The sequence below is a fragment of the Pseudomonas sp. SDO524_S393 genome (assembly GCF_054071875.1).
This window is the reverse complement of record NZ_JBSVVZ010000026.1, coordinates 20103-33226: the sequence shown is the minus strand read 5'-3', so window position 1 is coordinate 33226 and position 13124 is coordinate 20103. Positions and strand designations below refer to the sequence as shown.

10 protein-coding genes are annotated in these 13124 nt (G+C 62.7%); 9 read left to right on the top strand and 1 reads right to left on the bottom strand.

Features of this window, described 5'->3' with window-relative positions; translation table 11 throughout:
- The first annotated feature begins 286 nt into the window (after positions 1-286).
- Entirely contained in the window at positions 287-955 is a 669-nt protein-coding gene (locus ACW9IB_RS13795) for a hypothetical protein (RefSeq protein WP_457414063.1), read from the top strand.
- A gap of 79 nt (positions 956-1034) precedes the next feature.
- Here ACW9IB_RS13795 and ACW9IB_RS13790 read toward each other — a convergent pair whose 3' ends face one another.
- Positions 1035-1928, bottom strand: coding sequence for a type 1 glutamine amidotransferase domain-containing protein (locus ACW9IB_RS13790; RefSeq protein ID WP_457414062.1), 894 nt, complete (start codon positions 1926-1928; stop codon positions 1035-1037).
- Between the two features lie 677 nt (positions 1929-2605).
- Here ACW9IB_RS13790 and ACW9IB_RS13785 point away from each other — a divergent pair.
- The 8 genes from ACW9IB_RS13785 to ACW9IB_RS13750 are packed head-to-tail and all read left to right on the top strand — an operon-like array spanning position 2606 to position 13097.
- Entirely contained in the window at positions 2606-4477 is a 1872-nt protein-coding gene (locus ACW9IB_RS13785) for a 3-dehydroquinate synthase (protein ID WP_457414060.1), read from the top strand.
- Positions 4474-5364, top strand: a complete 891-nt coding sequence (locus tag ACW9IB_RS13780; protein WP_457414058.1) for a UbiA family prenyltransferase — start codon at positions 4474-4476, stop codon at positions 5362-5364. The genes ACW9IB_RS13785 and ACW9IB_RS13780 overlap by 4 nt, the downstream gene beginning before the upstream one ends.
- Positions 5361-6044, top strand: a complete 684-nt coding sequence (locus tag ACW9IB_RS13775; protein ID WP_457414055.1) for an EboA domain-containing protein — start codon at positions 5361-5363, stop codon at positions 6042-6044. Before ACW9IB_RS13780 ends, ACW9IB_RS13775 begins: the two co-directional genes overlap by 4 nt.
- 36 nt (positions 6045-6080) lie before the next feature.
- Complete coding sequence (locus ACW9IB_RS13770) at positions 6081-6965, top strand: TatD family hydrolase (protein ID WP_457414054.1); 885 nt, start codon at positions 6081-6083, stop codon at positions 6963-6965.
- The gene (eboE, locus tag ACW9IB_RS13765) at positions 6962-8182 is read left to right on the top strand and encodes a metabolite traffic protein EboE (RefSeq protein WP_457414052.1); all 1221 of its coding nucleotides are present in this window, start codon (positions 6962-6964) and stop codon (positions 8180-8182) included. The genes ACW9IB_RS13770 and eboE overlap by 4 nt, the downstream gene beginning before the upstream one ends.
- On the top strand, positions 8172-9617 hold the full coding sequence (locus tag ACW9IB_RS13760; protein ID WP_457414050.1) for an alkaline phosphatase family protein: 1446 nt from the start codon (positions 8172-8174) through the stop codon (positions 9615-9617). The genes eboE and ACW9IB_RS13760 overlap by 11 nt, the downstream gene beginning before the upstream one ends.
- Positions 9587-10726, top strand: a complete 1140-nt coding sequence (locus ACW9IB_RS13755; protein ID WP_457414049.1) for a hypothetical protein — start codon at positions 9587-9589, stop codon at positions 10724-10726. Before ACW9IB_RS13760 ends, ACW9IB_RS13755 begins: the two co-directional genes overlap by 31 nt.
- A 10-nt stretch (positions 10727-10736) precedes the next feature.
- Entirely contained in the window at positions 10737-13097 is a 2361-nt protein-coding gene (locus tag ACW9IB_RS13750) for a hypothetical protein (RefSeq protein WP_457414048.1), read from the top strand.
- Positions 13098-13124: the final 27 nt, after the last annotated feature.

The window sequence follows — 13124 nt, the reverse complement described above, 5'->3', positions numbered from 1 at the left end:
GTGCGGTGCAAGTCCAGCGGCGAATGGCGGGTCGCGGCAAAGATTGCACATGTCCCGCGGTTACTCGAGCGCCAGGGTGTGGGCAAACTCGACGATCAGGATCGCGTTCCTGACCGACACCCCACCAGAACCATCAGGCCGAGCTGGGTGAAAAAGTTGTTCCCTCCTCCGGTCAGCCCTGCCACCGTCTGGAAAAAGCACCAATGACCTGTCAATTTTGACAGGTCACAGCTATTCACTGATCCGCTAATCTCGCAGACCAGTCCTGTTGGTCGCAGAGGTAAACATGAATATGCGCCGCTTGCTCGCCGGCCTTTTCGCTGTCGCCATGACTTCATTCGTATCGGCCCAACCCCTTGCCTGGAATGACCCGGCTATCAGTGACGGGGCTTGCACGCCCCCTCCGCCCATCGCTTCTCTCTCCCATATCGTCAACACGTTGAAAGGCTTGCCCCAGGGTTTCAGGGTTTATCTGCCCTTTGGAAACGCCGCCTACTACCGCTGGGTTTACCAGAAGGTGAATGGTGGCACCCCCGCCACAGAGCAATCCCAGCTGTTGGCTACTCAGCCCAGGGTGACATTCCCAAGCCTGTTTGCGCTGTTTTCCCTGGCAGTGGGCACCGTCGACGTGTATGGCCCCAAACCCTCCGGCAAATGGTACGAGGTGCAAGCCATTCCCTTGAACCTGATTGCCACTGATTTGATCGTCAATATCGTTGCTCCGAGCCCCGGGGCCGCTCCTTTTGGATTCGGGGGTATCAACATCCCGTCACGCTACGTTTGGGCGGACGACTTCGCACTGGTCGAGTGGCATTGTTTCGCAGGTGGCGTTCAGGTGTTCAATGTCATCTCGTTGACACCTGCGCTTACCCCTCAACAAATCTCCGATATTTCAACTTTCCTGCAAGGGTATGGTTTCCAACCCGCAAATTTTATGACGATGCCCTATGACTGAATCGCGTGATGCCGTCAGGAGCGCGATATCACCGCACCACAAACCACCACTCGAACGAGTGGCGGTTTGATTCGGCCCATCAACGCACAGCGGTCTTCTGCCGGGCCTGCTTGTCCAGCGCCGCCAGCACCGCCTCGGCCAATTGATGATCCGAAAACGGGTTCTGGCCGGTGATCAGCTCGCGGTCGGACACGACGTAGGGTTGCCAGATTGGTGCCGCCGTTACGCGGGCACCGGCGGCTTGCAATGCATCCGCCATGTAGAACTGCAAGTGCCCGCCGATGTCGGCTTCGGTGGGGATTTCCTCGGCGTTGGACAGTACCGTCATGTGGTAACCGGCATAGGGCCAGGCCACTGCGAGGGCCGTGGCGCGGGCCAGGTCGCCGGCCACCATGGCCTTGCGAAACGCCACCGGATCGCGAGTGGCGGCGCTGAGGGCGATGGGGGCGTGGCACAACAGCGCCGTGACTTTCTGATGGTCGTGAAAGTAGCGCAACGCGGTGCCGAGGTCCTTGTCCTGCATCAGATCAACCATGGGCGCCTGGCCCCCGGGCAGGTAAAGGGCATCGAACCCGTCCAGGCCGGCCTTCACCACACGACTCAGGGTTTGCGGTTTTTGCATCGCCGGGCTGGTGAGTACAAAACGCAGGGCCTGGTCGAGCTGCGCCGCGTCATTGTTGAAGAACTCCTTGGAAATCGAGCGCCCGTCGAGGGCCGGAGTGTTACCGTCCGGCGTGGCCACCACCACTTCGTAGCCGGCCTTGATAAAGGCTTGGGCCGGTACGGCCAGCTCGTCGACAAAGTAGCCGGTCGGGTGCGGTGTGCCCTCCTTGAAGGTGAGGACGTTGGCGCTGGAGGCCACCAGCAAAATCCTGCCTTTGGGCCCGGCTGGTGCGGCGTCGATCGCAGCGTATGACAGGGCGGTGTGCAGCGACAAAAGAGCGGCAACCGTCACGGATGTTAGAAGTCTCATGGGCGTCTCCATCCGGGCCGTCCCGGAAGGCAGGCCGGATTTTCGAGTTATTTTGGGATACCGATACCGGCCCCCATAAAAACCCGCGCCCCCTGGCAACGCCATATCGACTTCCCGCAAAGGCTTTGAAGGCGGATTAAACAATGCCCACCCGCCACACGGTTTATCACACGAGGCCTGAGTAGCGATTGCAGCGCCAAACCTGCGACCCCGTTGAAGGGTAACTTGTGAATGCGCCAGCGCCACTTATCCGGAATCGTTCTCGACAACTAATTCCCGCAAATGGCATATAGCCATATGTCATATGGCATTGAATGAGTAACGGCACTTGCCAGGTACTTTCCGGCCAACTTGTTACTTGCAGACCGCGCCTCAACGGGTTATTGACGCCACGCAAAAAGCCATACAACTAATTGTAATTACGCAGTAAACATCCGCCTCCCCCACCGCCTCATCCGCCCGATTTCATTGGTCGAAGTCTGTCTTCAGTCAGATGCAACCGCGCGAACTTGCAAAAAAACCACAACCGGCTACGTTCATGAATACCTTTAACACGTGAACTCAAGGGCACTTAACACCGGTCATTCCGGCGGAGGATTCTGTCGCGCTGAAAAACACCCGATCTCGCTTTAAGTACTGAAACGGAACTCAGTCTTTATCTTCAGAAGGGATGCTCGATGAAACGCAGCCAGTGGTATCGCGTGTTCACGCAAAAAGGTCCGGCCGGGCACTTCTGGCTGTCGTTGTTGTGTTTCGCCGGGCTGGTGATCGCCAGCTTTGTGTTGTTCGAACAACAGATTCAAGCGTTTCTCACCCACCTGGATTTCTACCAGCCCGCCACCCCCACCCAGACATTCAACCTGGCCCTGCTGCTGATCGCCTTGCTCGCGCTGGATGTGGTATTGCCCGTGCCGTCGAGCCTGGTCGCACTGCTGGCGGTGGCGATGCTGGGCAGCCTGGGCGGTTACCTGGTGATCTTTATCGGGTTGTGCCTGGGTGCCGGGCTCGGATATGCGCTGGGCGCCGGGTATTTTCGCCTGCTGTCCGGCCGACTGGGTCTGCACCAGCGCCAGCCCGGACAGTTGGCGTACCGCCTGGGTACGCTGTCGTTGATCTGCCTGCGCGGCATACCCGTGCTGGCAGAAACCTCGGTGGTCGCCGCCGGGATGCAACGTTACCCGCTGCGCGCCTTTCTGCTGGTGACCACCCTGGCCAACGCCGGGCTGGCGCTGGCCTACACCACGATTGGCACGTTCCTGGTCGAACAGAACGCGCTGCTGGTGACCCTGCTCGCGAGCATGGTGCTGCCGGCGCTGTTCATCGCCGGCTACAGCCTGTTCAAGGCCTTGCGCAAACGCGGCACCGAGCAATCTTTGCGTGGACGTTTCGCGGTCAACTATGACTACCCGGTGCTGTTCACCGATCACCTGTTCGACCCGCTCAACCCCTGCCTGCATCGCCAACTCACCACGCAGCAACACGGCCCGGTAACAGTGATGGCCTTCGCCGATGAACAGTTGCTGCTCAGCAATCCGCAGTTGCTGGAACAGATCGACGCGTATTTCACCGCCCACACCGACCTGCACCTGCAAACCGCGCCCATTGCCGTCCCCGCCGGCGAGTCGAGCAAAACGGCACAGGTGCTGCAACAGCTCTACAACGACTTGCTGCAACACGGCCTGGACCGGCATTGCTATGTGCTGGCCCTGGGCGGCGGCGCGGTGCTGGATGCGGTCGGTTACGCCTGCGCCACCTTTCACCGGGGCATTCGCCTGATCCGCATTCCCACCACCGTGCTGGCGCAGAACGACGCCGGTATCGGCGTGAAAAACGGCATCAACGCCTTCGGCCAGAAAAACCTGCTGGGCACCTTCTGCCCGGCCACGGCGGTCATCAATGACTTCCAGTTGCTCACCAGCCTGACCCGCCGCGACCAGATCGCCGGGCTGGCCGAGGCGGTGAAAGTCGCGTTGATCAAGGACCAGGCGTTCTTCGAGTGGATGGAGCAGCACGCCGACGACCTCGCCCGCTTCGATCACGCCGCCAGTCGCTACGCGATTCGCCGTTGCGCCGAACTGCACCTGGGGCATATCACCGGCGCCGGCGACCCCTTCGAGCGGGGCAACGGTCGTCCTCTGGACTACGGACACTGGGCCGCGCACAAACTGGAAAACCTCAGCCACCATCGTCTGCGCCACGGCGAAGCAGTCGCGGTGGGCATGGCCCTGGACGGGTTGTACGCCAATGCCCAGGGCTTGTTGAGCGATACCGACTGCGAACGGCTGATCCAGCTGTTGCACACGCTCGGTTTCAACCTGTGCCCGCCGGAGCTGGGCTTGAAAGACGCCCAAGGCCGCTCCCAAGTGCTGATCGGGCTGGAGGAGTTCCGCCAGCACCTGGGCGGGCAGTTGTCGATCCCGATGCTCAACCGCATCGGCCAGTCGGTGGACCTGCATGCCATCGACGATGCGCGCATGGAACGGGCACTGCTCCGACTCATCGGCTACCGCGACGCAAGCCTGTCCCTGGACGAGGGTTTTGCCAAATGAGCCAGACACCCCGGCACCTGAAAACCTGGCTGACCCTGGGCCGGGTGTCCAACCTGCCCACGGTGTGGACCAATACCCTGGCCGCGGCCCTGCTCGCCAGCAGCGCCGGCGCGCTGGCGCCACCGTCGTCGCTGGTGTGGGTATTGCTGCTCGTCACGCTGTCGTTGCTGTACCTGGCCGGCATGCTGCTCAACGACCTGATCGACGCCGACTGGGACCGGCAGCACCACAACCCGCGCCCGATCATCCTGGGCCTGGTCAGCCGCCAGCAAGTGGGCCTGGCCACCGCGCTGTTGCTGGCACTGGCCGCACTCGCGGTGCTCGGCCTCAGTCGGCTGATCGATGACCCCCACTGGTTGCTCGCCAGCGTCGCCCTGCTGGTGGGCTGCATCCTCGGCTACAACCTGCTGCACAAGAAATACGCCCACAGCGTGTGGCTGATGGGCGCGTGCCGGTCGGCGCTGTACCTCACCGCCGCCGCCAGTCTGGCGTTGCCCCCGGAGCCGATCTGGCTGTGTGCGCTGTTGCTGGGGGTGTATATCAGCGGGCTCACTTACCTCGCTCGTCACGAGCACAACAACCAGTTGCTCAGCCGCCTGCCGCTGCTGCTGATGCTCAGCCCGCTGGTGCTGGCGATCCATTCGACCAACCTGTGGTTCTGGCCCGTGTTGCTGCTGTGGATCGGCTGGCTCGGCTGGCATTACTGGCATCACCTGGCCCGTCCCCGCCAGCGCCAGGTGCGCGCATTTATCGGCGCGGGCCTCGCGGCACTGCCGCTGTTCGACGCGCTGGTACTGGCCGTGGCCAACCAACCGCTGGGCAGCCTGTTGTGCGTGCTGGTGTTTTTCCTGCTCCCTCACTTTCAGCGCTGGATCAAACCGACATGAACATGCGCCAGGATTGCCTCGCCGAACTCCATCAACGTCTGGGCCAACAACTGGCAGCCCACGAGTTGCACTGGTGGCAACAAGCGCAACAGCAACTGGCCAAGCAGCCGGACGCCAACACCGCCGCGCTGTTGAGCGGCCAATGCAAGCGCCGGTTGCCGACGGCGGCGGTCGCGCTGGCTCGGGGCTTGCTGTTGGCCCAGGTGCTGGACCAGCACGCCGCCGAGACGCGCCCAGCGTTGCTACGCCAGCTGTTTCTGTGGGGCGACGACCAGGAAAAGATCGCCACCCTCGCCGCCCTCGACTGGCTCGACAGCGATGGCAAATGCGTGGAGCTGGCGTTGCAGGCCGGACGCACCAGTAACCCCCAGGTGTTCGCCGCCCTGGCCCTCGACACGGCCTACCCATCCCGGCATTACGCCGAGCGGGCGTTTCACCAACTGGTGCTCAAGGCCCTCGGCATGGGCCTGGATGTAGGGCGTGTGATCGGCCTCGAACAACGCCACGGCGTCACCCTCAACCAACTGGCGCTGGATCTGTTGAGTGAACAACTCGCCGCCGACCGGCCTGTGTCTCCGGGCCTGCCCAACGTCATCGCGTTCCCCCTGCTCAGCCCGGCGCAACGCCAGCGCCTGGGCAACTTGCGCCTGCCGCCGGAGTGGCACGCCTACCTGAACTGATGCATCACGCCTGTCTTCCCTTGACGAGGATTCACCATGCCCAAGTACTTCGATCCGCATATCCACATGGTCAGCCGTACCACCGACGACTACCAGAACATGGCGGCCGCCGGCATCACCGGGGTGATCGAACCGGCGTTCTGGCAGGGTCAGGCCCGTACCAGCGTCGGCAGTTTCGTCGACTACTTCGACACCTTGCTGGGCTGGGAGCGGTTTCGCGCGAGCATGTTCGGTATCCATCACTTCTGCACCATCGGCCTCAACCCCAAGGAGGCCAATGACCTGTCCATCGCCCATGAAGTGCTGGAGATCCTGCCACGCTACCTGGTGAAGGACGGCGTGGTGGCAGTGGGTGAAATCGGCTACGACGACATCACCCCCGAGGAGGATCGTTTCCTCGCCGCCCAGCTTGAGCTGGCCAAGCAATTCCAACTGCCGGTGCTGGTGCATACGCCGCACCGCGACAAGATCGGCGGCACCAAGCGCACCCTGGCGGTGATCCGTGAAGTGGGGATTGCCGAAAACCTGGTGATCATCGACCACCTCAACGAACTGACCCTGCCGCTGGTGCTCGACAGCGACTGCTGGCGCGGTCACTCGATCTACCCGAATACCAAGATGTCCGAGCAACGCATGGTCGCGCTGCTCCAGCAGTACGGCAGCGAAAAAATGGTGGTCAACAGTGCGGCGGATTGGGGCATCAGCGACCCGCTCAAGGTCCCCAAAACCGGCCAGGCCATGCTCGCTGCCGGCTTTACCCAGGCCCAGGTCGAGCAGGTGCTGTTCCACAACCCGGTGGACTTCTTCGCCCAGAGCGGCCAGCTGGACAAGGCCCTGGTCAGCACCCCGTTGCCGATCGACCAGCGCAAGCAGTGGCAGGAAAACTCGGCCCTGCGCGGCCAGGAACCGGTGGTCAAATGAGTGCCGGCACCCAGTGGGCGGCAGCGCAAGTCGGCTATTGCAGCAACGTGCACCCGACCCGCGATCTGGCCGGGCTGCGCGCGTCCATCGAACAGCACTTCCAGGGTGTGCGCCGCCTGCGGGGGCTGGACGAACAGGACAGCGGCCTGTGGATCTGCGCACGTGCGGCCACCGAGTTGCAGCAGCCGGCGGCGCGCGCGGCGTTCATCGAGCTGTTGCACCGCAGCGGGCTGCGCCTGACCTCGCTGAACGGGTTTCCCTATGGTGAATTCCACCAGGGCGCGGTGAAAGCCGAGGTCTACCTGCCCGACTGGGCCGACCCGCAGCGGTTGACCTACAGCCTGGACCTGGCGCGGGTCCTCGCCCACGCCTTGCCCGCAGGCTGCGCGCGCGGAGTGATTTCCAGCGTGCCGCTGGGCTACGCCGCGACATGGACGCCGGCACGCCAGGCACTGGCCGACGCACACCTTGACCAGCTCACCGCAGCCCTTGAGCAACTGCACCGGGAAACCGGCAAGCAGATCGTGTTCTGCCTGGAAATGGAACCCGACTGCGTGCTGGAAACCACCGACCAGGCCATCGCGTTTTTTCAGCACCGGCGTAGCCGCGACCCCAACCACCGCTACCTGGCGCTGTGTTTTGATGTGTGCCACCAGGCGGTGATGTTCGAGGATTGTTATCAGTCCCTGGGCCGCCTGCGTGCAGCGCGGGTGCCGGTGGGCAAGATCCAGCTGTCCAACGCCATGATCTGCCGCCTGCCGTTGCAGGACGATGCGCGCCGGGCGCAGGTACTCGACACCTTGCGCACCTTCGTCGAAGCCACGTACCTGCATCAGGTCAAGGCCCTGGATGCCCAGGGCCGCGTGGTAGCGTGGCCGGATCTGCCCGCCGCCCTCGCCGACTGCGCGGGGTTTCGCGAGCTGCGCATTCATTTCCATATTCCGCTGTTCAGCGAACACCTGCTGTTGCCCGAACTCAGCGGCAGCCAGGTGGCCCTCGCGCAAACCTTCGATTACCTGGCGGCCCATGGCGATTTCCGCCCGGTGCTGGAGGTGGAAACCTACAGTTGGGGCGTGCTGCCCGAGAAACTGCGTCCGGCCAACGCGCTGGCGCAACTGGAAGGCATCGCCGCCGAACTGGATTGGGTCGAAGACCAGCTGCGCCAACGCAACCTGCTGCACCGCCTGGCGCGGGAGGCGTACGCCGATGCCCTCTGAGCAACCGCTGCTGCTGATCAATGTGGTGGGGCTGACCCCATCGTTGCTGGGCGAGGCAACACCGCACATCAACGCGTTGCTCAAGACCGCTAAAATGGCCAGCCTGCAACCGGTGTTCCCCGCCGTCACCTCGTCGGTGCAGGCGTCGATCCTCACCGGCACGCCGCCGTCGGCCCACGGCATTGTCGGCAACGGCTGGTACTTTCGCGATCAGGCCGAAGTACGTTTCTGGCTGCAACCCAATGCGCTGATCCAGGGTGAAAAGGTCTGGCACACGCTCAAGCGCGAGATCCCGGGCTTTCGCTGCAGCCAGTTGTTCTGGTGGTACAACATGTACGCCGACGTGGACGCTTCCATCACGCCGCGCCCGCACTACCCGGCCGACGGACGCAAGCAGTTCGGGCTGTATTCGTCTCCGGTCGGGCTGCATGAGCAGATCGAAGCGCAGATCGGCGAGTTCCCGTTCCCGGGTTTCTGGGGGCCCTCGGCGGGCATTGCGTCCAGCCGCTGGATTGTCGATTGCGCCATGGCCGAATTCCGCATCAACCGGCCACACCTGCAATTGATCTACCTGCCCCACCTGGACTACAGCCTGCAACGCGTGGGGCCCGATCACCCGTCGATCCCGGACGAGGTGCGGGCGATCGACCATGAAGTCGGGCGTTTGCTGGCGTTTGCCGAAGCGCAGGGCGCGGCGGTCATGTTGCTCTCCGAATATGGCATCGAAGCGGTCGACCGATCGGTTTCGATCAACCGCATCCTGCGCGCCGAAGGCCTGTTGCAGGTGCGTCAGTCCCTGAGCTGGGAACTGCTCGACCCCGGCGCCAGCGTCGCCTTTGCGGTGGCCGACCATCAGATCGCCCATGTGTATGTGAAACAGGCCCGGGATATCCCGCGCGTCAAGGCACTGTTGCAGCGTCAGCCGGGCATCGAACAGGTGCTCGATACGGTGGAGCAGCGCGCCTGGCAACTCGACCATCCGCGCAGCGGCGAGCTGGTGGCCGTGGCCGCCAAGGGCTGCTGGTTCGATTACTACTACTGGCTGGATGACCGCAAGGCGCCGGACTTTGCGCGCACCGTGGACATCCACCGCAAGCCCGGATACGACCCGGTCGAGCTGTTCATCGACCCGGCCATCCGGTTTCCGCTGCTGAAAGTGGCGCGTCGCCTGCTGCAAAAGAAACTCGGCTTTCGCTACTACATGGACCTGATACCGCTGGACACCCGCCTGGTCCGTGGCAGCCATGGCCGCCTGCCCGACAGCGCGCAGACCGGCCCGCTGCTGATCACCAATTGTGATCTGCCGTTACCGCCCACCCTGGCGGCGACGGCGGTGAAACAGCTGCTCCTGGAACATTTCCTGGGGCATCCATCGACCTCACCGGCCAATGCCAAGGAGCTTCCATGCGGCGCGCCATCTCTATCACTGTTCTGAGTGCATGGGCCGGATTCGCCCATGCCCAGGCCCCCACACCCTTCGACTGCACGGGTTTCCTGCAATTTGGAGGCAACGTCGACAAGACCCGCACCACCTTCACCCAAAGCCCGGAGACCCTGGCCTGGAACTGGTTCGCCTGCCTTAACCAGCCGGCAGCGGCGCAAAGCCCGGACCGGGTTTGGGAGACCTTGAAACCCTCGGATCAGGTCTACCTGGCCAAAGGTGCCCAACCCTTGCCTTACGCCCAGCGCACGCCCGTGCCCGCCGCAGTGCTGACCGAGGCCACAAAGCTGGGCATGGACACCAGCCGGCTGTTTCACAACCTCAACGCCACCCAACAGGTGGACGGGCTGATCCTGGAAATGGGCGGCCAGGTGCCCCAGGCCGAACAAGGCCAGGCGGTACGCTTTCAACTGCTGATGGGCGAAGACACCTTCAACTACATCGTGCAGCAGAAGGTCTACAACGTGAACGGACAGGCGGCCCTCACCAGCGACCTGAACTTCCCGTCCACCGCCTGGGAACTCAAGGCGGCCTGGCTGTGGATCGGCGACGACAAGACCTATCAGCAACAGCTGGAGCAGGACGGTTATTACATCGCCCAGACCTACTACCAGAAAGGCACTGATTATGTGGTGGGTTATGCGGCGTTGAGCGGCCTGCACGTGATCAACAAGCTCAACCCGGACTGGGTGTGGACCACCTTCGAAAACCGCAACAACGGCAAGTACACCGTGACCAATGCGATTCCGCCCACGCCCATGAGCAACAGCACCGGGCCCACGGCGGCGGCGCAACCGGTGAACGCCACTTTCCAGGCGCAATTCCCGAACCTGGCGCAATACGAGCTGATCGGCGTGCAATCGAACACCAACCCGACCTTGCTCGCCAACTCCCAGCTGGAGTCGGCGTTCCAGAACGAGTCGTCGTGTTTCGCCTGCCACGGTACCGCCGCGTACTCCCCGAAGCAGGGCTATTTCAACTTCGCCCTGAAGAAAGACGGCGGCATTGCCTACCCCACCGCCGAGCTGCCGGCCAGCGATTTCGTTGGCTATAAAAAACTGGATTTTGTCTGGTCGCTCAAACGCGCCCAGTGGCAACGCTAAGGAGCTTCACATGAGCGTATTGAATTTCCCGCGTATCTACCTGGGCGGCCATATGTTCTGGAACCCGCCGACCGGCAACAACAACGACATGTACCCGCTCTACGACGCGGTGAAGATGGAGATGAACTGGCGATTCCTCAAGTACTACAACATCACGCCGCAGAATGCCGCTGACAACCTGATGCCCTGGGCGATCACTCCCCGGGTGCTGCACGAGGCGCCCGACTACGTCACCCAGGTACCGGGTAATGTGCAGCAGAATCCGCCGATCATGATCCCGGGGGAATGGAACCTGTTCGGCGACAACGCCTGCGGCACCGTGAGCTACCAGCAAACCCAATCGGTCATCGTCGGCGGCGAGCTTCCCACGGGTGGGTATGTGGACCAGGATGCCCTGATCAACCAGGGCTACAACCTGCTCGGCAACCCTTTCGGCGGCCCCGGCCCGACCCCGGCGCGCTTCGTCGACGTGAGCCCCTGGCAGAACACGTTCACGGCGCTGTACTTCGACAAGCTGGTACTGGGCAACGACCAGTGCGGCCTGGTCGCCAAGCGTCAGTACCGCATGCTCGACCGTTTCCTGAACTTCAATTGGGCCAACCTTGGGGGGCTGGTCTATGTGACCACCACCTGGCAAACCTGCTTCCCCAAAGACCACCTGACCTGGGCCATCGGCAATTCGGCCTTGTTGCAGAACCTTCAGGAACAGATGGAGCAACAGAACGCCCAGGGCCTGATGTTCCGCTTTTCCACCTACCTGACCTGCTACGACAAGAACGGCATCTTCAACGACTATCCGCCCATCAACACCCGCTCCACCGCCCCGCTGGACCTGGCCAACGTACAGACGATGTACCAGAAGGGCCTGGACAATGTCGGCAGTATTTTCTTCAACCCGGCCTACAGCCGTACCGTCGGTACCCTGGGCCTGTGGCTGGACCACGAGTTCCCCACCGCTCCCGCAGGACGGCGCCTGGTGCCCACCAACGCTGTGCCGCTAAGCCGACCCGGCGTGCAGACGCCGGACATGACCCTGGGCGTGATCTCGGCACAGACCCATGGCGATACCTTGTCGCTGGACCTGGGCAACACCTTCCCGTGCTACCCCCTCGACAAGAGCGCCGCGATCCCGGTGGGCGAAAAATTCGATGCCGGCACCTATCAGCTGGGCATCCGCAATGGCGGTCAGTTCACGCCGCTGGCCAGCTTCGGCTTCAAGGAATATCAGCAGGCTGCGTTCGACAAACGCTCCGGCATCCTGGACCTGCCCCTGAGCGCCGACGCGCAACAACAATTGCAAGCCGGCGCCCTGGAGTTGCAACGGCAAGGCAGCCCGGCGGTGCAGGCCGCCACCCAGCAGATGTGGACCGCCGAAGTGGTCGAGAGCGCAAGCTTCATCGACGTGGGTGACAGCAAGACGTTGCAGATCATGGTGCAATACGACGGCCTGCCGGCGCCGGCCGGTACCGTGTTGCACGTGGCCGAATATGGCAACGCCTACATGATGTGCACCACCGATTACTACCTGGCACCCAGCCAGCCGGTCGACTTTGTGCTGTTCACCGATCACCCTGACCATCGGGCCGACAACACCGCCAGCCTGCCGCAATTCGACGACACCGCGCCCCTGCAGCGCGACGTGACCGAGGGGACGGGACGCCGATTGACCGCGACGCGCGCCGCCCAAGCCACTGACACTGGCAAACCGGTGAACTACCTGCAGTACCTGACCACACCCGGCTCGGTCGCTCTGCGCCCGTGCCTGTCGTTCGATAATGCCGTGCCAATGGAAGGCACCCTGCGGGACTCACCGTATAGCCGCGTGCAGTACAGCGTGGCGCAGATCCAGACCGACGCCAACGGTATCGCACTGCTGAAGGTCAAGGCCGTCGCACCCGGCTTCCCGACCTTGCGTTTCTTCGTGCCGGACAGCGCACAGGAAAGCGCTATTCCGTTCAGCTTCAAGCTGTCGCAGGCCTACACCGACTTCCTCGCCCCGCTGCGGGTACTGCCACAGGAACCGCAGATGCAGCAGGATTTCGTCGACGCCTGGAACAAGATCTGTCAGCAGGACGATGCGGGTGAAGTGATCTGGGAGACGTTCATCTACCCGAAAATCTTCCAGCCGTTCTATTACCTCTACCCGATCATGAGCAAGTACATGCCGCTCAACTCCCTGCCGCGCATCGAAGGTGCCATCGACCAGTTGATCGTGCTGATCAGCAAGGAATACCAGGAGGAAAGCACCCTGGCGATGCCCATTACCCGCGACATGCCACAAAGCCGCCGAGCGGTGCTGGAGCTGTGGGCGCAGGCGCTGGTGAAGCGTAACTACCCGCCCGTGGAACTGACGATGAGCGATTACAACTGAGCCACACACAGGACTACCGGGTGGCGT

Excerpts from the sequence above, each read along its gene's own strand:
- ACW9IB_RS13795 (WP_457414063.1), top strand. The coding sequence starts at position 287 with ATGAATATGCGCCGCTTGCTCGCCGGCCTTTTCGCTGTCGCCATGACT.
- ACW9IB_RS13790 (WP_457414062.1), bottom strand. The coding sequence starts at position 1,928 with ATGAGACTTCTAACATCCGTGACGGTTGCCGCTCTTTTGTCGCTGCAC.
- ACW9IB_RS13785 (WP_457414060.1), top strand. The coding sequence starts at position 2,606 with ATGAAACGCAGCCAGTGGTATCGCGTGTTCACGCAAAAAGGTCCGGCC.
- ACW9IB_RS13780 (WP_457414058.1), top strand. The coding sequence starts at position 4,474 with ATGAGCCAGACACCCCGGCACCTGAAAACCTGGCTGACCCTGGGCCGG.
- ACW9IB_RS13775 (WP_457414055.1), top strand. The coding sequence starts at position 5,361 with ATGAACATGCGCCAGGATTGCCTCGCCGAACTCCATCAACGTCTGGGC.
- ACW9IB_RS13770 (WP_457414054.1), top strand. The coding sequence starts at position 6,081 with ATGCCCAAGTACTTCGATCCGCATATCCACATGGTCAGCCGTACCACC.
- eboE (WP_457414052.1), top strand. The coding sequence starts at position 6,962 with ATGAGTGCCGGCACCCAGTGGGCGGCAGCGCAAGTCGGCTATTGCAGC.
- ACW9IB_RS13760 (WP_457414050.1), top strand. The coding sequence starts at position 8,172 with ATGCCCTCTGAGCAACCGCTGCTGCTGATCAATGTGGTGGGGCTGACC.
- ACW9IB_RS13755 (WP_457414049.1), top strand. The coding sequence starts at position 9,587 with ATGCGGCGCGCCATCTCTATCACTGTTCTGAGTGCATGGGCCGGATTC.
- ACW9IB_RS13750 (WP_457414048.1), top strand. The coding sequence starts at position 10,737 with ATGAGCGTATTGAATTTCCCGCGTATCTACCTGGGCGGCCATATGTTC.